Below are 26,630 nucleotides of genomic sequence, written 5' to 3' on the forward strand. Positions count from 1 at the left end.
GCGTTTTCGATCACCATAAATTAACCCTGATTGTAAAAACTAAAAAGTAATGTCTGATTTTCAGAGTATCCTGCTTAAATTGAACAAAAACTATTTATGCCGGTTGCGTTATTGGTGGCTGGGTTTTCGTATGCTATAAAGGTTTGAAAGCTTGGGTAGCTTTGAAAAGATATTTAAAATGAAGTGCTTCTTTTTTATTCTTTTTTTTGCCTGGTGCAACGTTCTGGCAGCCCAGGGGCAATGGCTCAGGCAGGCGCTTCCGGTTCCTGCCGGCACGTATTTTGGCTCCAGCACTCCCAATAATATAGCGGCTGTAAATGAGAACGTGGTTTGGGTAAATGCCGGGAAACATATCTACCGGACCACCGATGGCGGCAACACCTGGGCTAACGTAACCCCGGCGATCAACGATCCGCAATTTTTGCTTACGCAGATCAATTCTATTCACGCAACCAGCCCCAATACTGCTTATTTTCTGGCCGAATTTTACCGCACACACTCTTACGTAAACCGCATCTACAAAACCACCGATGGCGGGCTTACCTGGGTTCATCAGGTGCAGGTATATCCGGATCAGATCACGTATGGGGTCAGCCGGGCTTGTCTCATTCATTTTTTCGATCCCGATCATGGCGTAACCGTGGCCGACCGGGCAAACGCTACCGGCTATTTCGAGATCTATACCACCAGCAACGGCGGTTCAACCTGGACTTTGGTTCCTGCCGGCAACTTGCCAGCGCCGGATATGTTGCTCGATTATGCTGGAATTGGCCATAAGTTTGCGGCGGCGGGCAATGCCATCTGGGTGTGCGTAAAAGGTAACCGCATTTTAAGATCCACTGATAAAGGAGTAACCTGGACTATCAGCCACACGGGTTTGCCGGCAAATGTACCTATCACGGCCATTGCTTTTGAAGATCTGCAAAATGGTTTGGTTAGTGCCGGCCCGGTATTAAAACGTACTTCTGATGGCGGCAAAACCTGGCAGACCGTTGCCTATACCGGTTTTTTTGCCGGCTCTGAGCTGGAAGCAATACCGGGCAATAATGGCGTGTATATCAGTGCCGGCAAATCCGGTTCTTCGTTTTCCATGGATCACGGCCTTAGCTGGACAAGCGTAGAAAATACCCTTAAGCACCACGATATTGAATTTGTAAACAACGGCGCCGGTTTCAGCCTGGCCGATAGCATCGTTTATAAATTCAGCAGCAATGCGATAGAAACTGCAAATGCAAAGACGAAACCGGTGATTGATTTCCTGATTTCGCCTAACCCTGGCAGTGGCAATATTACCATCTCGGGAAATTCGCTGGAGCCTTTTACTGTGGAGGTTTATAATATGGCCGGGAAACAGGTGCTTCAAACAAAGGATGCTGCGTTTATTCCAGCCAGAATAGACCTTAGCGGGCAACGGAAAGGTATATATTATTTCAGGATCCTGAGTAATGGGCACCAAGCTTTAACGAGGAAACTGGTATTGCAATAAGTTGCTTTAAATGGAAAAGTCAAAAGCCCGATGCTGCTGCACCGGGCTTTTGACTTTTTCGGGCTAAAACCCTACCGTTTTTAAAGATTTACAAACCGGCAATATTTACTCGCAGGATGTTGCCTTTGGTTTTCTTGCCTTCGTTGGAAATGAACAGTTCTCCGGTGGGGCTGAAAGCGATGCCTTCGGCTTTGTAGAATTCGGATTTGCTGATCGGGTAGCGGTTTTTGATGTTGCCTTTGGCATCCAGCACCACGATCTGGCAGTTTTTGGCGTCGGTTACGTAGATGTTGCCGGTGAGCGGGTGCACCTGCACTTCGGAAGGCATCATGGTTTCTTCGTCGTTCCGGATATCGGCGAAAACGTTATGGCCGAAATCGATCTTGTAAATGGGGGCGGGGTTCAGCTTTTTGGTCTCCAGATCGAAGCTGTAAATGCCTTTGTAAGCGGTGCTGTTGCTGTCGTGGTCTTTTACGGCCAGCAGCAGGCGGTTATTTTTAGCATCGTAACCCAAACCTTCAATGTTGTTGTTTTCGGTGAAATCGGTTTTGTGCTCACTTACCTTGGGCTTCGTGCTTTCGAAATCGGCTACTTCAAACAAATGCCCGTCGGAACGCACCACGTAAGCGGTTTTGCCTACCAGCGTAATGCCTTCGTAATCGCCGGGGCCGGCAAAATCTACTTCGCGCTCTATTTTAGAAGTGGCGGTGTTGTAGATAAAAATGGTGCCCCGTTCGTCCTGCACGCAGGCAAAACGATTCGGGCTGAGGTAAGCAATGCCGGAAACTTCGCGTAAAACGTCGGGCACTTCCCATTTAGAAATTACTTTTACGTCGCGGGAAGCTGTTTCTTTGGCGGCTTTACTTTTTTTGCCTTTATCTGTAGCGTTTTCCCAAAGGGCTTCCGGTTGCAGTTTTTCGGAAGCTTCGCTTACCAGAAAAAACGCCGATAATCCTAATCCTACAATGCCTGCTGCTATCTTTTTCATCTTTGTATTTCTTTATTTGGAAGCCAGCCGGAAAATGTATTCCGGAGCCTGAATTTTATTTACGTGCCTTTTCAAAAACCAAGCCTTAAAACGGCAGGGTCGTTTCTTTGCCGTCGGCGCTGAAAACCAGTTCTTTGCTTAAAACGAACCAGCGCGACAATTCTACTTCATAATACGTCTGCCCGTTGTATTCGATCTTTTCGGCTTCGTCGAGCTCATAACCGTTATAGTTTTGTTTAAGGGCATTGGCAATGGCGGCCGGAACTTCGGTATTTTCAATTTCCAGTTTCTGCATCAGCACTTTGCCGGAAGCGTCTAATACCACCGAGCGTTCGGCAGTGCCTTGTTCAAATTCTACTTCGTACTTGTCGTTCAGTTTTTCCCATTCGGGCTTCTGGGCATCGGTGAACTGGCTTTTAAAGCTGTTCATCACCACCGAGGGTACTTCGGTTTCTTTGATATCCTGTGCAGTAGCAAACAGGGAAGAAGTGCCTAAAAACAACGCTAAGGTTAGTGCTTTCATGATGGTATGTTTTGGTTTATCGTTAATTTCTGATTCAAAGGTCGGGAGGGATTTGGGAAGGAATTGGGAAGAATTGGGATTTTTAAGATTTTTTTTGTTAGCTCCACTTTTCTTTGTCATTTCGACGAGAGGAGGGGTGTATTTAAGCGAATACAAAAGTTTGTTATTGAGTTTTTATACTTGAAAGGATAGCGTTTTTATAGCTTGCTTTCGTTTTTAATTCTTAATTCTTAATTAAACTTTCCCCCTCAAGCCGGGCGGCTTCGTTTCTGCGTTCGCGGCTGCAACCCTTCCTGCCCTTGCGGGCTGCCTGTGGCACCGGAAGTCTTGGAGGCCGCTCTCACAGAAACTGGTGTCATTCTCCTTCGTAGCTGGCTTCTTTTTAGTCTACTTTTCTTCAGTCCTTGATTTCAGGTTACGCTGCGCTGGCGATTGGCGTGATGGAAGAAAATCTGAGAAGGACACCCACAAGAGGCGCCCTACAGATAAATTCTATCTGTTGATTCAGACAAAAAATCCTGTGCATCCCACAAATCTTTAAAATCGTGTTCAGATTTCATTTCCGTCTGCTTCAGCTGACGGATTCAGAGTTACCCGCCTTTTCCAGGAGGGCAGGGGGCAATGCCGTCAACATAAGAGAATCCATAGAAAATTATTGGGTCATTCTGAGCCTGTCGAAGAAACTTACGCGGAATTACAAGGGAATTCGAGCGAAGCAATGAATTCCTTGCAGGTTCGATACGCGTTAGTTTCCTCAGCTTCCCTCAGGATGACCCAATAAATTCTTAAGTTGACGGCATTGAGGGCTGGGTGGTTGAATCTCGTTGCCAGGTAAAACCATCAACTCAGTTATTCAGGTAAGATAAACCGTAAACCGGTGCTTCCCATCCTGAAAACTGTATTCGATCCGGAAACCATACAGATCAGTAATGGCTTTTACGATGGCAAGTCCTAAGCCGGTGCTGCCGGAATTTTGCTCGCCTTTGTAGAACCGGTTAAAGATCTGCTGTGGGTCTAAAGCGTTTCCGGAGCCAGTATTCTGCACGGTTAAGCTTTCTGGTTTTACCTGCACCTTTACTGTGCCGCCAGAAATGTTATGCGAAATGGCATTTTTGAGCAGGTTTGTAATTAGAATATTTGCGAGGTCGGGGTTCACCTGGGCTTGCAGATTTCCTTGTTCTTCCAGGTGGAGGGTTACTTCGCGGTGTTCGGCCAGGTCAGTAAGGTCTTCGAGCTGCTTTTTAATCAGGTCGTTGAAATTTGTGGCGGCAACTTCCGGAAACTGGCGGTTCTCGATCCTGGAAAGCTGCGACAGCGATTTATTCAGGCGGGTGGAACGTTCGAGGTTATTGATGATGGAAGCTAAAATTTCCAGTTGGGCTTCGCTTAAATTGTTGTTTTCTACCAGCAGTTCGAGCTTGTTCAGGCTGATGGCTAAAGGCGTTTGGAGTTCGTGGCTGGCGTTTTCGATGAATTGTTTCTGGCTGTTGAAGGCGGCGATGTTGCTTTTGATGAGCTTTTGCACGGTTTCGTTCAGGAGCTTGAATTCTTCGATGTTGGTTTTGGTGGTTTTAAGCGGTTGCTGATCTTCGAGCCGGAATTTCTGCAAACGCTCCAGCAGGCGGTAAAACGGTTTCCAGATCTTGCGCAGCAGGAAGTTGTTCAGGAGTAAAATGCTGGCTACGAGGCCTAAGTACAACCAAACTAGGGAATAAAGCAGGTCTGCGATCAGGTCGTCTTCTTCTACCATGGAGGTGATGAGTTGCAGCTCGTAGTAGCGGCCGTTGGGGTGATGGAACGCGGTGCGTAGTAACCTTACCGGCTCGTAATCTTCCTCGTTTTCCATGTACATGAGCGTGTCCTGGTAGGTATCGGTGTAGGTTTGCGCTTTAGGAAAGGGAATTTCTTTGATGGTAAAGTAGCCGGCTTCGAATTCGGGCTGGTTTAATATGGTGGTATCGGCAGAAGCTTTCCGTATCACTAGGATTTTCTGGTTTTCCAGGCCGTCGTCCATGCTGTCGTAAATTTCGTCGAGCATGGAAAAATAGAACAAGCCGGCCCAGATGGAAATGATGAGCAGCAGAATGCCCGCAAAGTACGCCGAGGTGTAGTTGAGCAGTTTCATTGCAGTAATTTATTCGGCCAGCAGTTTATACCCGATGCCGTAAATGGCCTGGATCTCGATTTCGGCCTGGCTGTCTTTTAGTTTTTTGCGCAGGTTTTTGATCTGGGAATAAATAAATTCAAAGTTGTCGGCCTCGTCGATCTGGTCGCCCCACACGTGTTCAGCCAACGCGGTTTTGCTTACCAGCCGGCTTTTATTCGTAACCAGGTAAAGCAATACGTCGAATTCCTTCCGGTTCAAAGGCAGTTCTTTTCCGTTCACTTTTACCGCGTGGCTTTCCGGATCGATGGTTACGTTATTGAGAATTACTTCGTGGCTGCCTTCAAATTTCTTCCGCCTGAGCACCGATTTTACCCGCGCGTGCAGCTCGGCCATATGAAACGGTTTTGGCAAGTAATCGTCGGCGCCTAAATTTAAGCCGGCTACTTTATCGTCTATCGAATTTTTGGCGGAAACGATGATCACGCCGTCAGTTTTCTGCAGTTTCTTGAGTTCGCTTAGAATGTCCAGGCCGTTGCCGCCGGGAAGTGAAATATCTAATAAAATGCAGTCGTATTCGTAAATTCCGATCTTATCCAGCGCATCGTTGAAATTGGTGGCGGTTTCTATCCGGTATTTTTCTTTTTCTAAAGAAGTAACCATGTTTTGCAGCATGTCCGGTTCGTCTTCTATGATCAGGATCTTCATTTCGGGTTCGGGAGTTCAGTTTGGGTAAAGTAAACGCAGAAATCGGGAAAGATGTGGGAATTTTTGGAAAAAGACGCAAGTATCAGGACATAAGTATCAAGATGAAAGAATGAAAAAGCTATAAAACGGTAGGCTTTGGGCCTGAAAAAGTCTGTACCGGAAGTTTTGATAGGAGTCTTTCTGAGTTTTCGGGTTGAAGCCTTCAGCTTTTGTATTGATAATTTATCTTTAAACCATGAATAAAATCCCTTTCTTTTTACTTGTCATTTTTACTGCTAGCTGTTCCCAAACAGGAAAAGAGCAGAAAGTCGTAACCAAGCAAGAAAAAGTAATGCCAGAAAAGTTAGCTGATGGGCTATATTTTATGGATGCAGCTAAAGGCATTAAAGTCGAGCAATTTAAGGTATTCGATCAGGATAAATATTTTGTAGAGAAAGAGCCAATTTTAACCGCAAATGAGTTTATTATAAATTTTCGCTATGATTCCTTAATCTACGCTGACACATTTGCTTTAGCTAAACTTGAACTGTCTGAAAAAGCTTTACAAAAGTGGAGAAGCAAGACGAATGGAATCTCTGATAAAAATGTAGCTTTAATTGCTGATAACAAGGTTTTATCCTGGATTGATCTCCGCAATAAAACCTATCCCAATTTTCAATTCTGCTATTGCGATTATAATAAAGATGAATTGGAGGAAATAGAAAAGAAGGTAAAAGCATTGCACTAAAAAAAGCCCGGCGCGTTTGCACCGGGCTTTTACTTTTTCAGGTCTAAACCCTACCGTTTTAACCCTTTTCAGCTTACCCGATCTTCACCGAAGTCATGGTTAAGGAACCGGCCACGGCTTTATCGTTGAAGAAGGAAACGGGATCTTTGCTGCCTTTTAAACCGAGTGTGTAAAGCAGCGGCAGGTAATGGTCGGGCGTTGGGATGGCTAACAGCGCTTCTTTGCCTAACGTTTTATAATTGATAAGCGGTTTGTGATCGCCGTTGGCAATGAGCTCTTTGAATTTTGCGTTCAGGGTGATTGCCCAATCGTAGCCGTATTCGGGTTCGTTCATTTTATCCCAGGCTACCATGCCCAGATTATGTACCATATTCCCGCTGCCGATGATCAGGACGCCTTTTTTGCGGAGGTCGTAAAGTTCTTTGGCCAGGTCGTAATGGTACTGCGGATCTTTGTAATAATCGATGCTCAGCTGTAGAACCGGGATATCGGCTTTCGGGTACATGTGGCGCACTACCGTCCAGGTGCCGTGGTCGAGGCCCCAGTCGTGGTCTTCTACAACGTTGGTAGATTTAATGATCGAAGCGGTTTCTTTGGCTAAGGCCGCATCGCCGGGCGCTTTGTATTGCACGTTAAACAATTCCTGCGGGAAGCCGCCGAAGTCGTGGATGGTTTTGGGGAAATCCATGGCCGTGATGCGGGTGCCGCGGCTGAGCCAGTGCGCGGAAACAACTAAAACGGCTTTGGGCGTAGGAATTTCTTTGGCCATCTGTTTCCAACGCTGATTGAATGGATTGTCTTCGATGCCGTTCATGGGCGAGCCGTGACCGATGAATAGCACGGGCATCAGGTTGCCATCGTCTTTAAGCTCGCCGGTAAATTTATTGAATGCTGAAAAGCCGGTTATTCCCACGGTTCCTAAAAGTAAGGTTTTAATAAAATGTTTCCGATCCATGATTCTTGTTCGGGTTAATGGTTTTGCTCTTGCAATTTGTGATAATGCCAACAGTTGCGATTTTTGTCTCCCTTTGGAGGGGTTGGGGGAGGATTTTACTTTATCTGATTATTATCAGCAATGCATGATGTTCTCCCCAACCCCCTCCAAAGGGGGACTTTTCTTCGCTGCGCTTAAATTAATAAGCTACCGTAAAGCGCTCGCGGATGTGCTGCGGGTTTTCCAGTTCGTCTACAAGGGCTACGGCGGTATCTTCTACCGAGGCTACGCTGTGGCCATTCTCATCGAATACCGGATTTTCCAGGCCTTTGCGGTAAGTACCTTTGCGAACGCCGGCGGTACCTTGGTGCATTTCCAGGGCCGGGCTCAGGAACGTCCAGTCCAGGTCGGTTTCTTTTTTAATTTCGTTTAAATAATCGCGGGCTGCGGTGGCGCCGGGCTTTATTTGTTCGGGGAATTCGGGAGTATCAACAATCTGAACACCTTCGGCGGTATATAAACTTCCTCCGCCGCCTACTACGATAAGCCGTTTCACGCCCGACTTTTTTACGCCTTGCTGAATGGCTTTGGAACCGCTCAGGAAATCTTCGTACAGGTTCGGGTTAGTCCAGCCGGCGTTGAATGAACTGATCACGGCGTCGTGGCTTTTCACTTTTTCGGCCAGTTCGGTTTCGTTTACCACGTTGGCTTGTACAACCTGCAGGTTTTCGTGCTGCTTTTTAATATTGGCGTTATCGCGGGTGAGCGCCGTTACCTGGTGGCCGCGTTCGAGTAATTCGTTTAAAATGGCCGTGCCTACAAAGCCGGACGCTCCAATTAATGCTACTTTCATGTTTTTTAAGGGTTTCGTGTTTTATATTTATTTCTGTAATAAGGATAGTTACAGTTATGGATAAAAAATTTTAGCTGAACTGCAGGGCAAATTGCGCCAGCGTTTTTTTGCCCAGTTTCTGGATCATAGCTTGTTCAGCTTCGGTAAAGAGGTCTTCCAGGTGCGCGTTTATTTGTTTCCCGATCGGGCAAGCCGGATTCGGATCGTTGCTGCGGCCTAAAAGCGAATGCTGACGCACGGCCAGGTAAATATCCGAAAGTAGAATTTCGGTGGCCGGTTTGGCCAAGGTGCTGCCGCCGCCTTTGCCTTCTTTGCTTTCTACCAGGCCGCAGTTGCGCAGGTTGCTGAGTTCTTTGCGCACCACGGCGGCGTTCACGTTAATGCTGCCCGCAATGTATTCGGATGGCAACAGTTCTTCCGGCTGCAAATGAAGCAGGGTTAAAATGTGCAAAGCCGTGGCAAACCGGACGTTATTCATAACTGTAATTGTTTTTATTACAGTACAAAGTAACGGATCGGGAAGTTCAAAAGCAAATCTGTTTTCAAAAGAAAATTTTCAGGAAGTTTATTCGCACTTTTTCAGGACAAAACCATAGCGTTTTAGCAGCTACAAGCAACGTGATTAGAATAAGAAGGCTTGAACAAATCAGGAATTCCGGAGTTTAAGCATTTAGAATTGGCCTGGCGTAACGTGGGTAATTTTTCTGAAAACATAGTTAAGCAATCTAAAAATCAAAAATGGAAGCAACGCAGATCGTATTGGCCAGCCGGCCGAAGGGCACGCCCACGAAGGATAATTTCCGGTTTGAAAATATTGCCCTGCCCGCTTTAAAGGAAGGCGAAGTTTTGCTGGAGCCGGTTTACGCTTCAGTAGATCCCTACATGCGCGGCCGGATGAGCGACGCCAAATCGTATGTGCCGCCGTTTCAGGTAAATGCCCCGATGGAAGGCGGAGCGGTTGCCAAAGTCTTGGAGAGTAAAAGCGAGCTGCTTCGCGCCGGCGACATGGTTTTAGGCGCGCTTCCCTGGGCTACCAAAAGCATTGCGAGCGCCGAAAAACTGCAGAAAATAGATGCTTCGCTGGCGCCGTCCAGTTATTATTTGGGAATTCTGGGTATGCCGGGCTTAACGGCTTATTTCGGGTTGCTGGATATTGGCAAACCCAAAGCCGGTGAAACGGTGGTGGTTTCCGGGGCAGCCGGAGCGGTAGGTTTGGTGGTAGGGCAGCTGGCTAAGATCCAGGGTTGCCGGGTGGTAGGTTTGGCGGGTTCCGAAGAAAAAGTGGCCTTGCTGAAAGCGGAATTCGGCTATGACGAGGTGATAAACTACAAAACGACCAAAGATCTGGATACGGCCCTGAAAGCGGCCTGTCCCAGCGGCGTAGACGTTTATTTCGATAACGTGGGCGGGGAAATTACCGATGCCGTGATCCGGAACATCAATTTTCACGCCCGCATTGTTTTGTGCGGCCAGATCGCGCTTTACAACGAAACCGCGCCATCTTCCGGCCCCCGTTTCCTGCCCATGATCTTAACCCGCAGCGCTTTAATTCAGGGTTTTATAGTGAGTAATTACAGCGAGCGGTTTCCGGAAGGCATTCAGCAATTAGTAAAGTGGGTAAAAGAAGGCAAACTGCATTACCAGGAAACCATTCTGGAAGGCTTCGATAGACTGCCGGAAGCATTCCTGGGTCTTTTTTCGGGCGAAAATAAAGGGAAAATGCTGGTGAAGATCTGATAAGCCTGGTTCCTGTTCTTATTGCCAAAATGCGACTTTTTCGGTTCAAAATCATACCGTTCAGATTAACCAAACCTTTTAAAAAAGGGAGCAGGTCATTGCTGGCATGACCGTAAACGCATATGTTAATCCTCAATAGAAAAAAGCCCGCTCCGGGAATTCCGGGGCGGGCTTTTACTTTCTCGGGCTAAAACCATACCGTTTTTTTATGGCAGCAATTGCAGCAGGTCGGCTTCTATGCTCTGGCGCACAGTTTCTACTACGCGGCCTTTTTCTTCGCCGTTTTGCAGGATTATGAAAGTAGGCACGTTATTCACGCCGTATTGTTTTTCCAGTTTTTCCGGCGAATTCTTCTGTTCATCTACCAGATAGAGTTGAATGTTCTTGCGGGGAACACCGGCTTCATCCATGGTTTTAAAGAATTTCGGGAGCAGGTTATGCGTGTCGGAGCACCACATGCCGCCAAAAACCAGGAACGTAGCATTGGCTGATAAGGCTTTTTTTAGTCCGGCAACCGAGGCGGCATCAGGTTTGTAGCTTTCATACGTTGGGTTGAACCAGGTGCAGGTAGTTTCTAAGGTTAAGAGTTTGGCATCGGTGGTACCTAAAAGCGGGGTGGTTTGGGCCATGGTGGCAAAAGTTATAATCGTGAAAAGAAGGGCAAGCAAATGTTTCATGGCGTAAAGATACGGGTTTGCACCATAACGGTTCAATCCGCCATAAATTGGCTCAGAAATCCCGACATTTTGGCTTTAAAGGTTGATTTCGACAGTTATTTTTACTGCCTTTCTGTCTGGAATGCTGCATGAAGGGAATTTTAGCTGCATGCAGTACGTTTGGTATATAGTTTGTAATACACAGACAAAAAGAAAGGAAATTAAGCCATGAAGCTTTTTAAAGATAAGAAATTTTTACAAACCATTGCCCGCCAGATCGACATTTGGAATACGCTTGGAGGAGGTGTAGTGCGAACTGAGGTAGAGATAGAAAAACGCAAAAAAGGCGCTATTATTCACGTTTCGGCACCATCGGTAAATCCGGAAGCCTTCCAGATACAGTTGAACCAGAACAAGCTTATCGTTTTCGCCATCCTGCCAGGTAACGAAAATAACGAGCTGCAGATCCCGCTTTTCTACCAGGAATTTATTATGCCGCAGCACGTAGCCCTGGACCGGATTAAAGCAGTTTATGAGGGTGGCGAATTGCAGGTGCGGCTACCATATCTGGAAAACCATATCCGCCAGATAGATATTGAATTTGAGTAATTTTTTATTGTTTAAAGTGGAAAAAGAGGCGCCGTTTTACAGCGCCTCTTTTTTTTATGCAGGTATAGAGAAGGGGATTTTTATTTTAATTTCCGGATTTGGGTTTCCGGGATTTGGGGCTGGTTAAAGGGTGTAAACTACTTCACTAAAAATTTGGTGCGCTTCACAACTTATTGCCGGGTAAAGCTTTACAAGGCGGTTTTGGTCTGAAACCTTAAGCTTTGTTGCGGGTATAAAATTTATTCCGGGCAGAAGTTCCGGCGTGTAATTTTTAGTTCATTATACCCAAAAAGGAGAATATAATTATGGCAATTCAAAAATTCCAAAACCCTTTAGCCGATGAAATGACCCCGTCGAGCTTTAGCACTATGCTGGACCGTTTCTTCAACGATTCTTTAAATTCGCGTAAGGCTATGGCCAATTTTACGCCCCACGTAGATACCTCCGAAACCGATAACAGTTACGAGATTGAGGTTTCGTTGCCGGGGCTGAAAAAAGAAGAGATCGAGATCGATTTTCAGGATGGCCGCCTGACCATTTCCGGCGAACGGAAATTTTCGGATGAAAAGCGCACGAAGAAATACCACATGCTCGAAAGCCAGTATGGTTCCTTTTCCCGGTCTTTTTACCTGCCGGATTCCATAAATTCCGAAGCCATAGATGCAGAGTTTGAAGACGGCGTACTGCGGATCACTGTACCAAAAGAAACCCGCAAAATTTCCCGGCAGCAGATCAAGATCAAAGGGGCCTCCGATAAAAAGAATGTTGGAAATACCGGTAAAAATGAAAGTGCCGGTAAAAGCAATTCCGGCGACGGCAAACAAAAACGGTAGGCTTTACAAGCTGAAAACCAGATAAAACAAAAAGCGCTGCAAAAGCGCTTTTTGTTTTATGCTTTAACCGCAAAGGCCGTAAAAGTATTTTGCTAAAATGCAGGTATTCCGGGTTTTCGGTTATACTTTTATACCTGAAAATCATACCCTTTTTAAAATTATGGAACAACCCGCCAGTTCCAGGAAATGCCCCAGCTGCGGCCAATGGTCGGCATGGCACCAGCACCCCGACGACAAATGCGAATATTGCGGTAACGTGCTCGATCCGCAAGGGCTAAAAGCCCGCCAGGCGCGCGAAGAAGACGAATTCCGGCAAAAAGACCAGTTCAATATCAGCCTGATCGAAATCTATTCGTATGATTCGGGGTTTACCCGTTTCTGGAAACGCATTGTACAGGCTTTTCAGATCTCGCTGATGGCCATTATTTCGTTTATAATATGGGTGGTTACAATTTTAGCCGGTTGAATGTTGCCGTTTTCCGGAACCCGCTTTTGCAGAGCTTCAGTTTTTTATACGTTTTGCATACCGTTTTGCGGAAGCTAATCGAAATTGAGAACGCCTTTCTGAATAATTACCTGAACGACCTGCTTTGTTTGCCCTTGGTTTTAGGCACTGCCGTTTTCCTGCAGCGCAACCTGGTGCTCCGGCAGCCTGACTATGCGCTTACGGGTTGGCAGATCGGGTGGGTGGTAATTTACTTTTCGGTAATGTTTGAAGCGGTCATTCCCTTGCTTGTGAGCCGCTATACCGCCGATTTTTTTGACGTAATATGCTACGCTGCCGGAGGCTGGCTTTTCTGGGTTTTTGGAAACGCAAAAGGTAGCGAATTGGTACGAAGCGCCTGAAAAAGCTTTTAATCTTTCAGAAAACGGGCTTTAATAATGGTCGAAAGGTAATCGTACACTTCGGTAACTTCTTTATCGAACATAAAAACATTGTAGGCGTCGGCGGTGGTTTTCATTACCCGGCAGCCGTTCTCGATCATCAGGAAGATCACTTCGCGGATACGCAGCGGATGACCGGCCACATTCAGCATGCAAATGGAGTCGCTGCTTTCTACCTGCAGAAACATGTGCTGAATATCGTTCTCGTTATAAATATATTCTGAAGTTGCTGACATGCGGGATAAATTTACTGCTAACAGAACGGCATTTTTACCGGGATCATACAGAAGCTTTTAAAGGGAATTTAGAAGCCGTAATTCATAAACTTAAATTAATTACGCGTATTCATAATATGAAAGGCTTGCGCCCGCGTAATTTCTTTGGTCAATAATATTTCTTCCCGGCACTGGGCGTCGCGGCAGAGCTGTAGCTGAAACGTATTCCGGGGATCGTAAAAGATTTGAGCGGTCAGATCTTCATAGGTTATTTTAAAGATCCGCTTTGCTCTTTTACGTATCCGGGAAAGCCGGTAAGATATATTTTTATTCATTTCCATATTCATTGCACATATTCGCTTTCAGGGATATACGGCTTTAACGGTTATATGCTACATATAAGTTTCTATTTCAAATTAAATCAAATAAGTTACTTTAAATATTGCAATTTTGCGCCCGTTTCAGAAAATAAATTAACGAAGAAACGGCAAAATAAAAAGCCGCTCCCATTAGGGGCGGCTTTCCGGAATTCATTTTTCCAAAACGGCAAAGTTATTTGTGTTGGTAAAAGATATGCTGCACCGGCGTTTTAACTCCCTGTGGCAAAGGCCCCCGGTCAGGCCGCAAAACTTCATCCTGATCGGAAATAATAAACCAGGACCGGATAGCTTTTTTGGCCGGCTGAGTGGTATTTTTTAAGCTGGGCTGCGCACTGCCGGCCGTGAATTTTTGCTTGGGCATTTGCTGTTCGGTAGGGCGGTTGGCCATTACCAGGGCAGTTTGCAGCAGCGCCGCGAGAAGAAATAAAAGCTTTTTCATAGTTGTGATCATTAAAGTGTTAAAAAAACGGGTTCCTTTTTTTATCCGGAACGATTACTTAGAAGATGCAAAGCCGGGGCCTTGGGTTGCCTGAGGTTAGAATATTATTTCTTGGTTTTTTTATAAATAATATTTTTTAAGTTTTTTCGGGTTTTCCTGCCCAAACACATAGCGTTTTTCAGATAAATGAACCAAGCCGGAAACGGATTAACTTCTTAAATCTGGTTGAATTTCAATTCCGTTTTAGCTGATTAATGATGTTCAAGCGGCATGCCAATAAAATAAAAATGCTTTGAATGGCTTATTAGGTGTATTTTGATGGGTTTTGGAATTTTTACTGTACCGAAAACAGGCAAAGTATGTGCTATTTCAGTACACCTGGAAAAGTCCCGATGTCGGAAATACAAACAACTGTATAGAGGCAAACCCCGGATAGGCAAGCAACCGGGTGCCAGGAGCCTCAGATCTTGCCATGATATAGATAAAGTTATATATGCAGATCTATAAGGGTTAAGATGCCGGAAATGAGAAAGGCCATCCTAAAAAGAACGGCCTTTACTTTCACCCACTACTAACTGTTCACTGCAGGGATGTCTTATTGTTTGGCAGCCGTAGCAGTAACTGGTTGTTTCTTTATTTTTGGTAAATGTGTGTTATGGATGTAGCCGCTTTCTGAGCCGGCCGTTACAATAGACCAGTTCGCATCAAATTTGCGCACCAGCATTACGTCTTCCGTGCTATTCAGCACTTTCACCACTTCGCCTTTGGGATTCGGCTGACGATAAAGATTTACATTGTCTGATTTTAATTTTACCGGCTCCTGGGCAAAGGCAAAAGCGGCTTGTAATGATAAGGCGAAGGCAACAACTAACTTTTTCATAATCTAATGGCTTTAAAAATTTTTATAATATTTATGTTTCGTTTTCTGTAATTGGCAGCTGAACCGGTTCCTGCTTAAAAGATGCCGGCAGTCTGGTTCAGGTTGCCCGGGGTGTAAATTTTTTCAGTAATATTTTCTTTCCGCAGTATTATGGTTTGAAAATTGCGGGGCCTTCCCGGTTTTGTCAGGTTCTTAACCCGGTTATTGTTCAGGGCCCTGACACCAGAAATTCAACCATTGTGCCAGTAGCTAAAAACTGCTTAAACGCGCTAAAAAAGCGGTTTTTTTATTTTCAGCGTCCTGTGGTTGTACTGTTTGCGAACAAAAGCGTGTCCGGAAACAAACATTGCCTGACAAGGAATCTTCCGGAGCCGGCACCAAAAAGAATTGATATTTTTAAGAATTATGCTTTTACAACGAACATTATTTGCGGCCTTATTTTTTCTGTTCATAGGTTCTGGCGTTTCGGCGCAGACTGCCAAGCCTAACATTTATAATCCGCAGGCCAACGCCGCTGCCGAAATGCAACAAGCCATAAAAACTGCCAAAGCCCAGAATAAACACGTGCTGCTGCAAATTGGCGGAAACTGGTGCTCCTGGTGCATTAAATTTCACAACTTTACCACCACCGATGCACAGCTCGACTCGGCGTTGCGGGCAAATTACGTGGTGCTGAAAGTAAACCACAGCAAAGAAAACCAGAACCTGGAGGTGTTGCAGAAGCTGGATTATCCACAGCGGTTCGGGTTTCCGGTTTTTGTAGTGTTAGATGGCGAAGGCAAACGTTTGCATACCCAGAATTCGGCTTACCTGGAAGAAGACAAAGGCTACAGCAAAAAAAAGGTGCTGGAGTTTCTGGGCCATTGGTCTAAACCAGCGCTGGAGCCCGAACGCTATAAAAAACGCTAGGGTTTATGCCTTCAAAAGTCCTTTACTTTCACGCTAAGCCCGAAATAAACAACCTTATGCATTTTATCAGATCTTTTTTTTACGCCGCTGCATGCTTTTTAATGTTCCTGCTGGCTGGCTGCGCAAGCACCTATACCGAAACCGGCAAAGCGTCTTTTTACAGCAGCAAACTGGAGGGCCGGAAAATGGCCAACGGCGATAAGTACCGGCCGGGCAAGCTGACTGCAGCGCACAAAACCCTGCCCTTTGGCACCCGCTTAAAAGTTACCAACCTCGACACTAAGAAATCGGTGAAAGTGAAAGTAACCGACCGTGGTCCGTTTTCTCCGGGCCGGGTGGTAGACCTTTCTTATAAAGCGGCCGATAAAGTTGATATGATAAAAGCCGGCGTGGCGCCGGTGAAAATTAAAGTGATCGGGAAGAAGAAAGAATCCTGATCTGACAACGCTGCGGCTGCCCGGCCAGGTTTTCCCGGAGTTGTTTTTTTTCAGCAGGTTAACGCTTGCCTGAAATTATCATAAAAATTAAAAAATAAATACGGCGGGCAACTGCCGGAGGCGAATCGGTGTCTTGTTATTTAAGGAAGTTATTTTAATCAGAGGTTGGAGTATGAAGACGTTATTTACGCTTGTTTTTTTAGGAGTGGCCCTTAGCGGAGCCGCCCAAACCAGTATTTCAGAATCTGAACTGGCCCACAATGCTACCACCATCAGCCGGGTAATGGCAAAAAAGCTGCAGTTGAACGAGCAGGAATATATTCAGATAAAAAGCCTGACCTTAGAAAAACTGCGGACCGTGAATGAGATCATAGAAAACTATGCTTACAACCCCACCTTGCGCAGCCTGAAACTGGAAGAAGCGGAAAATGCTTACCAGCGGCAGATCCGCCACGCTTTAAGCGCCAGGCAGGTAGAACAATACCTGGCCCGGCACGAAGAAGCTGAATCGGTTTTAACCAGTATGCCCCTGGAGTAAAGCAAAAAGAGTAACGCAGCAATTGTAATTGCTGGAAACATAAACCAGCCCGAAAGGGCTGGTTTTTTTATGAGCGGTTTCCAGAAAAACGCTAGGGTTCAGGCCCTAAAAAGTGTCTTTGTTTACAGTTGCAGGCAACGGTTGCGGCCAAACCTGCGAAATATATATGTTAATCTGGAAATTTTTATTTAAAAACGCTATCTTTAGTTGTTACAAAACTGCCTCCTTTATGTATCAAACACTTACACGCTTAAGCTTGCTGGTCTTTGCGCTGGCTGCGTTCATTAATCCGGCAGCCCTTGCCGGCAATCTTCCTTCCGGCGATTTCGGCGAAACCAAAAGCCTGGAATTCATTCAGAACCGCAACCAGTGGAATAGCGCCATAAAATACCGGGCAGCTCTGCGGGGCGGCGACCTGCTGTTGCTGCAAAACCAGTGGGTTTATAGTTTTTACGATGGAGCCGAATTAGGCAATCACAGCCACGGCGGCCCTAAAAAAGAAAAAGTAGGCCACACCAGCGAATATATCCGCGCACATGCCTATACGGTTTCTTTTCTGGGCGGCAACGCTAACCCTGAGCTGACTACCGAACGACCTACGCCCGGCTACCGCAATTATTTTATTGGCAACGATATTTCGCATTGGGCTTCCGAAGTAAAGGCGTTTGAAGAAGTGCAGTACCAGGAAATTTATAAAGGCATCACCGCCAAAATCTACGAACACGAGCAAAAGCTGAAATACGATTTTGTGCTGGAAGCCGGTGCCGACCCGAAACAGATCCGGATGCAGTACGACGGCCCGGAACACATGCAGCTGGTAAACGGCGACTTGGTTATTAAAACTTCCGTGAACACCGTAACCGAGCAAAAGCCCTATGCTTACCAAATCGTAGACGGCAAGCAAAAAGAAGTACCCTGCAAATTTCAGCTGAAAGATAATGTTGTAACCTTCGTTTTCCCGAAAGGCTACCGCAAAAAAATACCGCTGGTTATTGACCCGACCCTGGTTTATTCTTCTTACAGCGCTTCTACGAGCGATAACTGGGGCTTTACGGCTACCTACGATAATGCCGGCAATATTTATTCCGGTGGCGTGGTATTTCACGTACAGCCATTCGGGGGAGGCCCGAGCCCAGGAAACTTCCCGGTAACTACAGGTGCTTATCAGGTCTTGAAGTCTGGGATGTCTGATATCGGCCTCATGAAATTTAACCCGAACGCATCCGGAGCGGCCAGCCGTGTTTGGGCTACTTATTTAGGTGGTAATGGCATTGAAGCGCCGCATAGTCTGGTCACGAATAGCTTAAGTGAGCTTCTGATCCTGGGTACTACCAGTTCCAATAACTTTCCAACCCCCAATGGCTTCGATACCAGTTATAACGGGGGCACTTTAATCGATCCGCTGGATAATGGCCTTGCTGAGTACCTGCTATACCAGACCGGTTCAGATATTTTCGTTTCGAAGCTGAATGCTAACGGAACGGCAATGGTTGGTTCTACTTACCTGGGCGGGAGTGGCAACGACGGCTTATTGACCATCACTTCGCCGCTGGTAAAAAATTACGGCGACCAGTTTCGCGGCGACATTACGGTAGATGCTTTCGACAACGTTTATATTGCTTCCTCTACTAATTCATTAAACTTCCCTTTGCAAAATGCCTTTCAGGGGATGCAAAATGGCTTTAACGATGCGGTAGTATGTAAACTTTCGCCCGGCCTGAATAATTTGCTCTGGAGCTCTTACCTGGGTGGCTCTGGCATTGACGCTGCCTATTCTATTCAGATAGACACTCAAAATAACGTATACGTTTGCGGCGGAACTACAAGTACCAATCTTTCGCAAACGGCCGGAGCCTGGAAAACCACCAATGGTATGGGCATTCTTCCGGTAGATGGCTTTGTGAGTAAAATTACGGTGACCAACAACGTGCCTGCTTTATTCCGTACATCTTATATAGGCACTACGGTTGGGCAATCGGGATCCTTATCCGGTTACGACCAGGCTTATTTCTTACAGCTCGATGCTGCTAATAATGTGTACCTGCTGGGCCAATCGGCCGGAAATTATCCGGTAGTACCGCCAACGCCCGCCCCGGCTACATTTTTCTCTACAACTGTCGGGCATCAGTTCATTCAGAAATTATCTGCCGACCTCACGACATCTCTTTTCTCTACCCGTTTCGGCTCCCCGAACGGACAATTCAATATTTCGCCAACTGCTTTTCTGGTAGATAATTGCGAACGTATTTTTATTTGTGGCTGGGGAGGTGGAACCAATAATTTAAGTTTAAATTATGTTGGAGGCACCACTGTAGGGTTACCGGTAACCCCGAATGCGATGAAAATGACTACCGATGGAAATGATATTTACCTGGCGCAGTTCTCGCAGAATCTTGCTCAGCTGGAATACGCTACATTTTTCGGAGGAAATCAAGCCGGTACAAGCGGCGAACACGTAGATGGCGGAACCTGTCGTTTCGATAAACGCGGCATTGTTTACCATTCTCTTTGTGCCGGTTGTGGTGGGAATAGCAATTTCCCGGCAACGCCAAATGCCTGGTCTACAACCAATGGCAGCACCAACTGCAACAATGCCGCGTTTAAATTCGATTTTGCAGTAACCAGTGCCATTGCTGGCGGTACGCAGAAAATCTGTGCCAATGCCGGGCCAACGCAAATCACGGGCGCCAGCCCGGCAGGTGGCGTCTGGACCGGGACTGGCGTTACGCAGGCGGGCGTGTTTACGCCTTCGCAGGCTTTGATCGGAACGCACTTGCTCACCTACACCACTACTGTGGGGGCCTGCGTAAGTTTTGCTACTAAAACTGTAACAGTGGTGCCCGAAACGCCAGCCGTGATCGATCCGATAGATTCAGTTTATTGTATTTATTCGCCCGATATAACCCTGAATGGCAACCCAACTGGTGGAAGCTGGAGCGGTACCGGCGTGAAGAACGGAAACCAGTGGTCGGCTGCTACGGCCGGGCCGGGAAATCACATTATAACCTATTCTTTTACCGACACGGTAGGCTGCATTTCTACCGCTACCAAAAATGTACGGGTAGCGCTGCCGGTTACCCCAAATGCAGGGCCTGACGAAGGTATTTGCGCCATTTCCGATCCGTTCCAGTTAACCGGGGCCACGCCGGCGGGCGGAGTATGGAGCGGTAACGGCGTTTCGGCAAACGGAATTTTTACGCCAAGCCCTAACCTGATCGGTACGCAAACCCTTACCTATACCATTACTTTGGGTACTTGTAAATACATCGCTACCAAAAAGATACAGGTAGACCCGGTTCCGGATGTTTTTGCGAAACTGGATTTCGGGAATTGCGGTACCGACACTGCTGCCACAGGTTTTGCCCCGCTAAAAATAAACTTCCAGAATAATACGCCGATCGGCAAAAGTTATACCTGGGATTTCGGCGACGGCACCAAGTCTACTGAACCAAACCCGGAACATATTTATACCCAGCCGGGCACTTATGTAGTGAAACTCACCACTGATTTTGGCCGGGGCTGCGTGCGCGAATCTACGGTAAACACGGTAACAGTAATAAAAGAAAAGATCCCGAATATTATTACCCCGAACGGCGATAAACTGAACGATAACTTTGTACCCCAGGTGAGTTGTAACCCAACCAGCCTTACCATTTACAGCCGCTGGGGTCACGTGATCTATAAAAACGAAAATTACAACGGCGAATTCAACGCCGATAAGATCAGCAGTGGCACGTACTATTACCACATCCTGGATACGCAGGGCCGCAACTGGAAAGGCTGGCTCGAAATCCTGAAATAAACGTTAAAACGCTATGCTTTTCAGCGCTAAAACTATAAAACCGAAATGTTGATCACGTATTAAAGACTCGATCTGAAAAAGAAAAACCTCCGGCAAAGCTTTGCCGGAGGGTTTTTTATGAAACAGCATTAGGCCAGGATATCTGCTTGCCTAAATTCAAATGCCGCCGTGAGCAAGGAATTCATATTCTGGCTTATTGGCTGGTACGAGCTAAAAACTTACCCCAGCCAATAATTACTTGCCGCCATTGGTCGTGGAAAGATCCGCTTCTATGCAGTTAATGCGCGCGACGCTGGCAACCGGCGGAACCGCCTGACAGATAACGGCATTCTGGTAACGGTTGTCGCGTTGCATCAGTTCGTAGCCAATTATGTAACGCTGGCCATTCACGAGCTGTAAACCCTGCACATTGGTTTCCCAGGGCTGCAGCAAGGTGCCATCGTCCAGGCGCAGCCAGATATTAGCCCACACACCGGCGCCGCAAATTACGGTTTCGGCAGTGGCGTAGATGCTGCAGTTTTGCGGGCCTGGTTCGGCGCCGCAAAAAGGAAGTGCTTCGGCGCAGGTAATTTTTATGGCTTGTTCCGGCAATTCAGTAGCCACCAGGTAATTGCAGATAATAGCGTTTTGGGGATTCTGTTCTACCACCTCGTAGGCAATTTTCAGCTGCATGCCTTTTTTCAGTTCGGGCAGGTTTACCAGGCTGGAAGTTGGCATGAGTAGTTTGCCTTGCTCGGTGCGGAACCAGAAATTGCCTTCTGAACTCTGCCAGCAGCCATCTTCCTCTACCGTTACCAGGGTGTTGCAAACGCCTTTAGGTTCCGGGTCTTCGCCGCATCGGGTTATATCGCAACCTGAAAGGCCGAGCATGAGCAAAGCCAGGAAACCGTAAATTGTGTTTTTCGGGCGGAAGCTGCTTTGTAATTTTGCCGGGTTCCGGCGCAGCCATTCATAATTTTTCATAGTAATTCGGTTTTAAGATTTTTTTTAGAAGTAATGGCCGGAAAAAAGAAAAAGCTGCAGTCTTTTCCGCGTCCGGCGGTTTTAAAGAAGACTTCGGAAAGTTTTCTGACGTTGCAACACGGGCAGAAATTTTAGTTAAAAAGGCTAGGCTTCCGGGCTTAAAAACTATAACCCAGTTTCAGCGAGGCGCCCACGCTCCGCGGATTTTTCTGTTTCGCGCCGGCAGTTCTTTCAGCCTGAATAAGCGGCTTTAAATATTGTTCGCCTTCCAGCGCCATTTCCAGTTGCCAATGTTGGGAAAGCTGGTAGCCCACACCGGTTTGCAAACCCACGGCCGGCAGCCAATTCCGGAAAGCCTGTTCCTGCGGCGCGCTGCTCATCGTTGCGGCCTCATCTTTGGTTCGGGAATTGGTATAAACCGTTTGTTCATGCTTCGTTTCGATGGCGGCAGTCGTCAGTAAATTCATGGTAAAACCGGCTGCGCCAAAGTAATAAAGCGTTTTGCCGTTGGTTTGGTAACGCAGGTTTACCGGCACGCCGATCTGCTGGAAAACGTAGCTGGTTTTGTTTTCGGGAGTATTAAGGATTTGCGTTTTGTCTGGGTCGAAACTGTTTTCCAGTACGGTTTCCAGCACGGTTTGCGGGGCATGTTGCTGGGTGGGTAATCCTGATCCTATGCCCGTGTTGGTAACTTCCCGGGTAGAAAAAGCATAATGCGAAGCGGTCTGGGCCTGGTTGCGGAAATACCGGAAACCGCTTTGCAGCAGCCAGTTTTTAGTAAGTTTATACGCCACCTGCAGCGCGCCGCCCTGCGAATAGCCCGGTCGGGTTTCCTGGTTAAATTCCCGGATAGCTTCTTCGTATTGGGCAATGTTTTCGGCTTGTTGCTGCTGGCTTATCAGGCTGGCGTTGGGTTGGGCCACAACCTGGTTCGCCAGACGCATGCCCGCCTCAAAGCGGCTGCCGGAATAGGCAAGTGCCAGCAGCCATTTGCCGGATTGCGACGTTTTTTTCTCTTTCGTTTCTGTTTCTGTCAGGTTTTCGGGTACCGGAATGGTAGCCAGCAGGTTAGAGTCCGGAAGGATTGATTTTCCCTGTTCGGCTTTTGGCAGTTCGGGGTTATTAAGTTTCAGAAAAGGCAGTGGCTTGAATTTCGCTTTTTTAAGAGAAACGCTATGATTCTGCGACGTAAAAGTGCTTGCCTTCGAAACACCCGGCGCTTCGGCAGTGGTCATTGGGTTTTGGAAGGCCGCCGCAACAGAAGCATGCTGAGCGGTTAGTGTTGTTGGGGAAGGAGCTGTTTTACTTGCTGCGGCAGATTCCTGATGCGCATTGGCAGTTTCCGGCGCGGCGCTGCGGGTTGCATTTATAGGCTCCGAAATTGCTGCAATGGTAACCTCCGGAGTGGAAATTTCAGTTACCTTAGCCACCGTTTCTGAAGCGGGAATGCCAGCCGGAGCAGTTTTAGCTGCTGAAAGCATAGCGTTTTGCGGAGCTCCGGATGCTGCGTTTCCGGGTTGCGAAGCCTGGGGTCTTACTTTTGTAGCATTAAAAGCTACCGTTTTTTCTGCTGCAGCATTTTTTGAGGTAAACTCGTTTTCAGCGTTCGCATTTTGCGCGGTTCCGGTATTTAAAGCAAGTTGTTTAGCTGTTTCTGCTGATTCGGTTCCGGAATAAGCGCGGGCAGTTTTTTCGCTTGGAAGCAGCGCATTTTCGGAAGTTTTCGGGCTTGAAGCAATAGCCGTTTCCGGAACCATGTTTTCAGTCTGCTGCGGGGCCGGCGCGTTGGAGTTTCCGTTTGCCGCAGGTTTTTGGGTAGTTGCCATTTCGGCGCTTTCTTCTTGCAGGTGCCTGAGTTCTTTGGGAATTAGAACCGCGCTAAAAGCCAGCAAAAGCAACAGGCAAGCCGCCGCCAGACGCGAATAAACCCGGAAACGGTTTTTGTAGACCAGGGCTTCTTCTTTATCCAGGCTTAGTTCAATTTTATCCCAGAGGTTATCGGTGGGCGCTGCCTGGTAATTTCCCAGCTTTTGCCGGAACTCCGCCTGCATTTTATCGGAATTTGGATCAGCTGATTTTTTCATGATAAATTTTATTAGATTTTTCCACCATTTCGCGCAGCATGTTCCGGGCCCTTAAATAATGCGAGCGGCAGGTTACTTCGGGCACGTTCAGCATTTCCGAAATTTCTTTGTAGGAATAGCCTTCAATGGCAAATAAGTTGAAAACGGCCTGGTATTTTGGTTGTAAACTGCGCACCAGTTCCATCAGTTCTTCGGCGGCAAACGTGCTGAAAGCAGTTTCGGGCTCGGCAATTTCTACGAGTTCGTCGGTTTCGGAAGCTTCGGTTTTATGCAAGCGGCTCCGTAAATGCGACAACGCGGTGTTTATGGTAATGCGGCGCACCCAGCCTTCCAGCGGGCAATCGCCTTTAAATTTGTCGATGTTTTTGAAGACCTTCAGGAAAGCGTCGTGCATGATGTCTTCGGCTTCGAAGCTGGTTTTCGAGTAGCGCAGGCAAACTCCCTTCATGGTGGCGGCAAAGCGTTCATAAAGTAGTTTCTGCATTTCCCGGTTTCCAGCCGCGCAGCCCTGAATCATTTCAGCTTCGCTGACCGATTTTTTCCTGAAGATCCGCAAAAGGTTATGGTAGTATTGTTTCGTTCACAGGTATGACTACCGGAATTTAAGGATTGTTGCAGGGTTTTTGAAATTATTTTAAGGGAAGGGGTTTTGGGAAGGGTGAAGGGATGGTTTATGTAGTTTTTTGGGTTGAAAGGATAGCGTTTTTTCGATCATTCTGACTCTTTTCGTCATCTCCACTCTTTTGGTCATCCCGACGTGGGGAGGGATCTATTTAAGCGAATAAGTAAGTTTGCTATTGAGTTTTTGAGTTTGAAAGTATAGCGTTTTACACCCTGTCATCCTGAACGTTAGTGAAGGATCTCGTCGGTGGTAAGCAGTTTTTAAGGTTAAAACGATACCGTTTTTATAGCTTGCTTTTCGTTCCTAACTATTAGCTCTTAACTTTCAATTAAACTTTCCCCCTCAAGCCGGGTGGCTTCGTTTCTGCGCTCGCGGCTGCAACCCTTCCTGCCCTTGCGGGCTGCCTGTGGCACCGGAAGTCTTGGAGGCCGCTCTCACAGAAACTGGTATCAGTTCCCTTCGTAGCTGGCTTCTTTTAGTTTACTCTCTCAAATAGCGTGATTTTCAGGAAACGCTGCGCTGGCGATAGGCGTGAAATGAAACTTAGGAGTGTAATTCTGTTAATTATCAAATTCTGATTCAGAAAAATAATCCTGTCCATCCCATAAATCCTTGAAATCGTGTTCAGACAAAAAAACTTTAATCCTGAAAATGCTGATCCGGGGGTTAAACAAAATTACTGGCCAGGGCCAGCAGCGTGCCGGCAACGGTGGCAATAATTTTGTTTTTATGGAAACGGTGGTCGGGGCTGGTTTCGAAGAGGATGGTGGTGGAAATGTGCAGGAAATTACCGGCTACCAAACCCGACAGGATCATGAATAAATTGGTGTTTTGCAGCTGGTCCAGAATTACGTAATTGCTGAACAGAATGCCGAGCGGCGAGGCAATGGCAAACAGAAAAAGGTAGCCGAATGCTTTCTTAAAATTATTCAGCCGGAACATTAAAACCGACATCAGCGCTACCGCTGCCGGTATATGGTGAATGGCAATGCCCACCAGTACGCTGTAAAAGTTATTGCCCAGGTAATCGTTATGGCCGTGATTATGGCCGGCGTGGTTATGTCCGTGGTCGTTTTCTACCAGAATGCTGCCTTCCAGGAAAGAGTGCATGATCAGCGAGAAAAGCAGCATGAAAGGCACGTAGCCGGTATTTTTGTCGTGGGCGTGTTTGTGTACGTGGCCGTGTTCTATGCCTTCGGAAAAGAGTTCTAAAAGCAATTGCAGAAAGAAACCGGCCAGCACGTAATAGCCTACCTGGTGCGGATCGTCGGTGCTCAGCAATACATCGGGCAGGATGTGCAGGATGGTGATGGAAAACAGGTACGCGCCGCTGAAAGCCAGCAGGATCTTGAGGAAATACTGGTTGTCTTTAGGCAGAAAGCGTACGAGCCAGCCGGCAAAAAGCACCGTGAAAAACAGGATCAGAATGGCTAAGATCATGGCAGTAAATTAGACAGCGGTTTCAGCACACCGGCATCAGGGTAAAATAAGCGAATAAAATTGTTTTCTGCCCGCACTTTTTCCGGTTTAAGCAATGCTGGGTTATTATTTCTTCAGAATGAAAATGAGGCGGTCGCTGGTTTTCGCGTCAAATGGTTCGAGCTTGTAGCTACCGAAACATTCGTGCAACCGTAGATCGGTCATTTTAAAATATTCGTGGAAATCTTCGGTGGTTAACGCCCATACTTTTTCCTGGAAATGATATGGCTTGCCTTCGGCCTCAAAATCGATGGTTTTTACGATCAGCTTACCTTCCATGCGTTTGGTGATGTGAAAGGTAATGCCTTCTAAAACTTTGGTTTCCTGCGGCACTAAATTGGCCACTACTTTTTCAGCATTCAGGAAATCGATCACCAGTTTTCCGCCGGGTTTTACCGATTCAGCAATGGCTTTTAGCGCTACTACGTTTTCGGTTTCGGAAGCAAAATAACCAAAGCTGGTAAACAGATTCAGCACAAAGTCGAAGTGGTTTGGTTTGAACGGTTCGCGCATATCGTGCACTTCAAAATGCAGCTTTTCGTTCTCGAATTGTTTGGCGGCGGCAATGCTTTGCGGCGCCAGGTCTACCCCGGTTACGTTATAGCCCTGCTGGTTCAGGTAAATTGCGTGGCGGCCCTTGCCGCAGGCCAGATCCAGGATCTTAGCATCGGGTTTAGGGTGCAGGTGTTGCAGCAGGTTTTGCAGGAATTGCTCGGCTTCGGCGTAATTGCGGTTGCTGTAGAGCATGTGGTAATACGGCGAATCGAACCAGGTACTGAACCATTCTTCTGGCTGGGACATAGTTTGCGGGGTTTACAGGGCGGTTAATGCGGTGCAAA

General features: G+C 46.9%; 27 protein-coding genes. 11 read left to right on the forward strand and 16 right to left on the reverse strand.

Going from position 1 to position 26,630, the window contains the following annotated elements; translation table 11 throughout:
* The first annotated feature begins 178 nt into the window (after positions 1–178).
* Positions 179–1,486: a T9SS type A sorting domain-containing protein gene (locus tag I5M27_RS11595; protein ID WP_200506377.1), complete on the forward strand. Its 1,308-nt coding sequence runs from the start codon at positions 179–181 to the stop codon at positions 1,484–1,486.
* 88 nt (positions 1,487–1,574) lie between these two features.
* Here I5M27_RS11595 and I5M27_RS11600 read toward each other — a convergent pair whose 3' ends face one another.
* The 4 genes from I5M27_RS11600 to I5M27_RS11615 all read right to left on the reverse strand — a co-directional run bounded on the left by I5M27_RS11600 (position 1,575) and on the right by I5M27_RS11615 (position 5,809).
* Positions 1,575–2,474: an SdiA-regulated domain-containing protein gene (locus tag I5M27_RS11600; RefSeq protein WP_200506378.1), complete on the reverse strand. Its 900-nt coding sequence runs from the start codon at positions 2,472–2,474 to the stop codon at positions 1,575–1,577.
* A gap of 85 nt (positions 2,475–2,559) precedes the next feature.
* Entirely contained in the window at positions 2,560–2,997 is a 438-nt protein-coding gene (locus I5M27_RS11605; protein ID WP_200506379.1) for a PepSY-like domain-containing protein, read from the reverse strand.
* 853 nt (positions 2,998–3,850) lie between these two features.
* The gene (locus I5M27_RS11610; RefSeq protein WP_200506380.1) at positions 3,851–5,122 is read right to left on the reverse strand and encodes a sensor histidine kinase; all 1,272 of its coding nucleotides are present in this window, start codon (positions 5,120–5,122) and stop codon (positions 3,851–3,853) included.
* 9 nt (positions 5,123–5,131) lie between these two features.
* Entirely contained in the window at positions 5,132–5,809 is a 678-nt protein-coding gene (locus tag I5M27_RS11615) for a response regulator transcription factor (RefSeq protein ID WP_200506381.1), read from the reverse strand.
* Positions 5,810–6,044: 235 nt separating this feature from the next.
* Between I5M27_RS11615 and I5M27_RS11620 the strand changes: the two genes are divergently transcribed.
* Positions 6,045–6,536 (forward strand): hypothetical protein, encoded by a 492-nt coding sequence (locus tag I5M27_RS11620; protein WP_200506382.1) that lies wholly within the window; start codon positions 6,045–6,047, stop codon positions 6,534–6,536.
* Between the two features lie 73 nt (positions 6,537–6,609).
* Here the strand turns inward: I5M27_RS11620 and ygiD are convergent, their stop codons facing one another.
* The 3 genes from ygiD to I5M27_RS11635 form a co-directional block, all read right to left on the reverse strand.
* Positions 6,610–7,443, reverse strand: a complete 834-nt coding sequence (ygiD, locus tag I5M27_RS11625; RefSeq protein WP_449500869.1) for a 4,5-DOPA-extradiol-dioxygenase — start codon at positions 7,441–7,443, stop codon at positions 6,610–6,612.
* A 226-nt stretch (positions 7,444–7,669) separates the two neighbouring features.
* Positions 7,670–8,323, reverse strand: a complete 654-nt coding sequence (locus I5M27_RS11630; RefSeq protein WP_200506384.1) for an NAD(P)-dependent oxidoreductase — start codon at positions 8,321–8,323, stop codon at positions 7,670–7,672.
* A 70-nt stretch (positions 8,324–8,393) separates the two neighbouring features.
* Positions 8,394–8,801 (reverse strand): RrF2 family transcriptional regulator, encoded by a 408-nt coding sequence (locus I5M27_RS11635; RefSeq protein ID WP_200506385.1) that lies wholly within the window; start codon positions 8,799–8,801, stop codon positions 8,394–8,396.
* Positions 8,802–9,061: 260 nt separating this feature from the next.
* Here I5M27_RS11635 and I5M27_RS11640 point away from each other — a divergent pair, with 260 nt between their 5' ends.
* Positions 9,062–10,060 (forward strand): NADP-dependent oxidoreductase, encoded by a 999-nt coding sequence (locus I5M27_RS11640; protein WP_200506386.1) that lies wholly within the window; start codon positions 9,062–9,064, stop codon positions 10,058–10,060.
* A 206-nt stretch (positions 10,061–10,266) separates the two neighbouring features.
* On the opposite strand, the gene I5M27_RS11645 is transcribed toward I5M27_RS11640, so the two are convergent.
* Positions 10,267–10,737, reverse strand: coding sequence for a thioredoxin family protein (locus I5M27_RS11645; RefSeq protein ID WP_200506387.1), 471 nt, complete (start codon positions 10,735–10,737; stop codon positions 10,267–10,269).
* A 207-nt stretch (positions 10,738–10,944) separates the two neighbouring features.
* Here I5M27_RS11645 and I5M27_RS11650 point away from each other — a divergent pair, with 207 nt between their 5' ends.
* The 4 genes from I5M27_RS11650 (at position 10,945) to I5M27_RS11665 (ending at position 13,004) form a co-directional block, all read left to right on the forward strand.
* The gene (locus I5M27_RS11650; RefSeq protein WP_200506388.1) at positions 10,945–11,325 is read left to right on the forward strand and encodes an Hsp20/alpha crystallin family protein; all 381 of its coding nucleotides are present in this window, start codon (positions 10,945–10,947) and stop codon (positions 11,323–11,325) included.
* 305 nt (positions 11,326–11,630) lie between these two features.
* Entirely contained in the window at positions 11,631–12,158 is a 528-nt protein-coding gene (locus tag I5M27_RS11655) for an Hsp20/alpha crystallin family protein (protein ID WP_234462500.1), read from the forward strand.
* 160 nt (positions 12,159–12,318) lie between these two features.
* Entirely contained in the window at positions 12,319–12,624 is a 306-nt protein-coding gene (locus I5M27_RS11660) for a hypothetical protein (protein WP_200506389.1), read from the forward strand.
* Between the two features lie 65 nt (positions 12,625–12,689).
* A complete protein-coding gene (locus I5M27_RS11665; RefSeq protein ID WP_200506390.1) occupies positions 12,690–13,004 on the forward strand; it encodes a hypothetical protein in 315 nt (104 codons plus the stop codon).
* A gap of 8 nt (positions 13,005–13,012) precedes the next feature.
* Here the strand turns inward: I5M27_RS11665 and I5M27_RS11670 are convergent, their stop codons facing one another.
* From I5M27_RS11670 to I5M27_RS11680, 3 genes are all read right to left on the reverse strand, one after another.
* On the reverse strand, positions 13,013–13,279 hold the full coding sequence (locus I5M27_RS11670; RefSeq protein ID WP_200506391.1) for a hypothetical protein: 267 nt from the start codon (positions 13,277–13,279) through the stop codon (positions 13,013–13,015).
* A 531-nt stretch (positions 13,280–13,810) separates the two neighbouring features.
* Positions 13,811–14,077, reverse strand: coding sequence for a hypothetical protein (locus I5M27_RS11675; protein ID WP_200506392.1), 267 nt, complete (start codon positions 14,075–14,077; stop codon positions 13,811–13,813).
* A gap of 595 nt (positions 14,078–14,672) precedes the next feature.
* A complete protein-coding gene (locus I5M27_RS11680; RefSeq protein ID WP_200506393.1) occupies positions 14,673–14,957 on the reverse strand; it encodes an SH3 domain-containing protein in 285 nt (94 codons plus the stop codon).
* A gap of 405 nt (positions 14,958–15,362) precedes the next feature.
* Between I5M27_RS11680 and I5M27_RS11685 the strand changes: the two genes are divergently transcribed.
* The 4 genes from I5M27_RS11685 (at position 15,363) to I5M27_RS11700 (ending at position 20,643) form a co-directional block, all read left to right on the forward strand.
* The gene (locus tag I5M27_RS11685) at positions 15,363–15,866 is read left to right on the forward strand and encodes a thioredoxin family protein (protein ID WP_200506394.1); all 504 of its coding nucleotides are present in this window, start codon (positions 15,363–15,365) and stop codon (positions 15,864–15,866) included.
* Positions 15,867–15,922: 56 nt separating this feature from the next.
* Positions 15,923–16,303, forward strand: a complete 381-nt coding sequence (locus tag I5M27_RS11690; protein ID WP_200506395.1) for a septal ring lytic transglycosylase RlpA family protein — start codon at positions 15,923–15,925, stop codon at positions 16,301–16,303.
* A gap of 172 nt (positions 16,304–16,475) precedes the next feature.
* A complete protein-coding gene (locus I5M27_RS11695; RefSeq protein WP_200506396.1) occupies positions 16,476–16,841 on the forward strand; it encodes a hypothetical protein in 366 nt (121 codons plus the stop codon).
* 229 nt (positions 16,842–17,070) lie between these two features.
* Positions 17,071–20,643: a DUF7948 domain-containing protein gene (locus I5M27_RS11700; RefSeq protein ID WP_200506397.1), complete on the forward strand. Its 3,573-nt coding sequence runs from the start codon at positions 17,071–17,073 to the stop codon at positions 20,641–20,643.
* Positions 20,644–20,877: 234 nt separating this feature from the next.
* On the opposite strand, the gene I5M27_RS11705 is transcribed toward I5M27_RS11700, so the two are convergent.
* The 5 genes from I5M27_RS11705 to I5M27_RS11725 form a co-directional block, all read right to left on the reverse strand.
* A complete protein-coding gene (locus tag I5M27_RS11705) occupies positions 20,878–21,606 on the reverse strand; it encodes a hypothetical protein (RefSeq protein WP_200506398.1) in 729 nt (242 codons plus the stop codon).
* A 158-nt stretch (positions 21,607–21,764) separates the two neighbouring features.
* Positions 21,765–23,690: a hypothetical protein gene (locus tag I5M27_RS11710; RefSeq protein WP_200506399.1), complete on the reverse strand. Its 1,926-nt coding sequence runs from the start codon at positions 23,688–23,690 to the stop codon at positions 21,765–21,767.
* The gene (locus I5M27_RS11715) at positions 23,674–24,174 is read right to left on the reverse strand and encodes an RNA polymerase sigma factor (RefSeq protein ID WP_200506400.1); all 501 of its coding nucleotides are present in this window, start codon (positions 24,172–24,174) and stop codon (positions 23,674–23,676) included. Before I5M27_RS11715 ends, I5M27_RS11710 begins: the two co-directional genes overlap by 17 nt.
* Before the next feature lie 804 nt (positions 24,175–24,978).
* Entirely contained in the window at positions 24,979–25,752 is a 774-nt protein-coding gene (locus tag I5M27_RS11720; RefSeq protein WP_200506401.1) for a ZIP family metal transporter, read from the reverse strand.
* A gap of 105 nt (positions 25,753–25,857) precedes the next feature.
* Entirely contained in the window at positions 25,858–26,592 is a 735-nt protein-coding gene (locus I5M27_RS11725) for a class I SAM-dependent methyltransferase (RefSeq protein WP_200506402.1), read from the reverse strand.
* Between the last annotated feature and the right edge of the window lie 38 nt (positions 26,593–26,630).

Source organism: Adhaeribacter terrigena, assembly GCF_016623615.1.
Classification (GTDB): domain Bacteria; phylum Bacteroidota; class Bacteroidia; order Cytophagales; family Hymenobacteraceae; genus Adhaeribacter_A; species Adhaeribacter_A terrigena.

Coding starts and splice junctions, on each gene's coding strand:
- I5M27_RS11595 (WP_200506377.1), top strand. CDS start 179: ATGAAGTGCTTCTTTTTTATTCTTTTTTTTGCCTGGTGCAACGTTCTG.
- I5M27_RS11600 (WP_200506378.1), bottom strand. CDS start 2,474: ATGAAAAAGATAGCAGCAGGCATTGTAGGATTAGGATTATCGGCGTTT.
- I5M27_RS11605 (WP_200506379.1), bottom strand. CDS start 2,997: ATGAAAGCACTAACCTTAGCGTTGTTTTTAGGCACTTCTTCCCTGTTT.
- I5M27_RS11610 (WP_200506380.1), bottom strand. CDS start 5,122: ATGAAACTGCTCAACTACACCTCGGCGTACTTTGCGGGCATTCTGCTG.
- I5M27_RS11615 (WP_200506381.1), bottom strand. CDS start 5,809: ATGAAGATCCTGATCATAGAAGACGAACCGGACATGCTGCAAAACATG.
- I5M27_RS11620 (WP_200506382.1), top strand. CDS start 6,045: ATGAATAAAATCCCTTTCTTTTTACTTGTCATTTTTACTGCTAGCTGT.
- I5M27_RS11630 (WP_200506384.1), bottom strand. CDS start 8,323: ATGAAAGTAGCATTAATTGGAGCGTCCGGCTTTGTAGGCACGGCCATT.
- I5M27_RS11635 (WP_200506385.1), bottom strand. CDS start 8,801: ATGAATAACGTCCGGTTTGCCACGGCTTTGCACATTTTAACCCTGCTT.
- I5M27_RS11640 (WP_200506386.1), top strand. CDS start 9,062: ATGGAAGCAACGCAGATCGTATTGGCCAGCCGGCCGAAGGGCACGCCC.
- I5M27_RS11645 (WP_200506387.1), bottom strand. CDS start 10,737: ATGAAACATTTGCTTGCCCTTCTTTTCACGATTATAACTTTTGCCACC.
- I5M27_RS11650 (WP_200506388.1), top strand. CDS start 10,945: ATGAAGCTTTTTAAAGATAAGAAATTTTTACAAACCATTGCCCGCCAG.
- I5M27_RS11655 (WP_234462500.1), top strand. CDS start 11,631: ATGGCAATTCAAAAATTCCAAAACCCTTTAGCCGATGAAATGACCCCG.
- I5M27_RS11660 (WP_200506389.1), top strand. CDS start 12,319: ATGGAACAACCCGCCAGTTCCAGGAAATGCCCCAGCTGCGGCCAATGG.
- I5M27_RS11670 (WP_200506391.1), bottom strand. CDS start 13,279: ATGTCAGCAACTTCAGAATATATTTATAACGAGAACGATATTCAGCAC.
- I5M27_RS11675 (WP_200506392.1), bottom strand. CDS start 14,077: ATGAAAAAGCTTTTATTTCTTCTCGCGGCGCTGCTGCAAACTGCCCTG.
- I5M27_RS11680 (WP_200506393.1), bottom strand. CDS start 14,957: ATGAAAAAGTTAGTTGTTGCCTTCGCCTTATCATTACAAGCCGCTTTT.
- I5M27_RS11685 (WP_200506394.1), top strand. CDS start 15,363: ATGCTTTTACAACGAACATTATTTGCGGCCTTATTTTTTCTGTTCATA.
- I5M27_RS11690 (WP_200506395.1), top strand. CDS start 15,923: ATGCATTTTATCAGATCTTTTTTTTACGCCGCTGCATGCTTTTTAATG.
- I5M27_RS11695 (WP_200506396.1), top strand. CDS start 16,476: ATGAAGACGTTATTTACGCTTGTTTTTTTAGGAGTGGCCCTTAGCGGA.
- I5M27_RS11700 (WP_200506397.1), top strand. CDS start 17,071: ATGTATCAAACACTTACACGCTTAAGCTTGCTGGTCTTTGCGCTGGCT.
- I5M27_RS11705 (WP_200506398.1), bottom strand. CDS start 21,606: ATGAAAAATTATGAATGGCTGCGCCGGAACCCGGCAAAATTACAAAGC.
- I5M27_RS11710 (WP_200506399.1), bottom strand. CDS start 23,690: ATGAAAAAATCAGCTGATCCAAATTCCGATAAAATGCAGGCGGAGTTC.
- I5M27_RS11715 (WP_200506400.1), bottom strand. CDS start 24,174: ATGCAGAAACTACTTTATGAACGCTTTGCCGCCACCATGAAGGGAGTT.
- I5M27_RS11720 (WP_200506401.1), bottom strand. CDS start 25,752: ATGATCTTAGCCATTCTGATCCTGTTTTTCACGGTGCTTTTTGCCGGC.
- I5M27_RS11725 (WP_200506402.1), bottom strand. CDS start 26,592: ATGTCCCAGCCAGAAGAATGGTTCAGTACCTGGTTCGATTCGCCGTAT.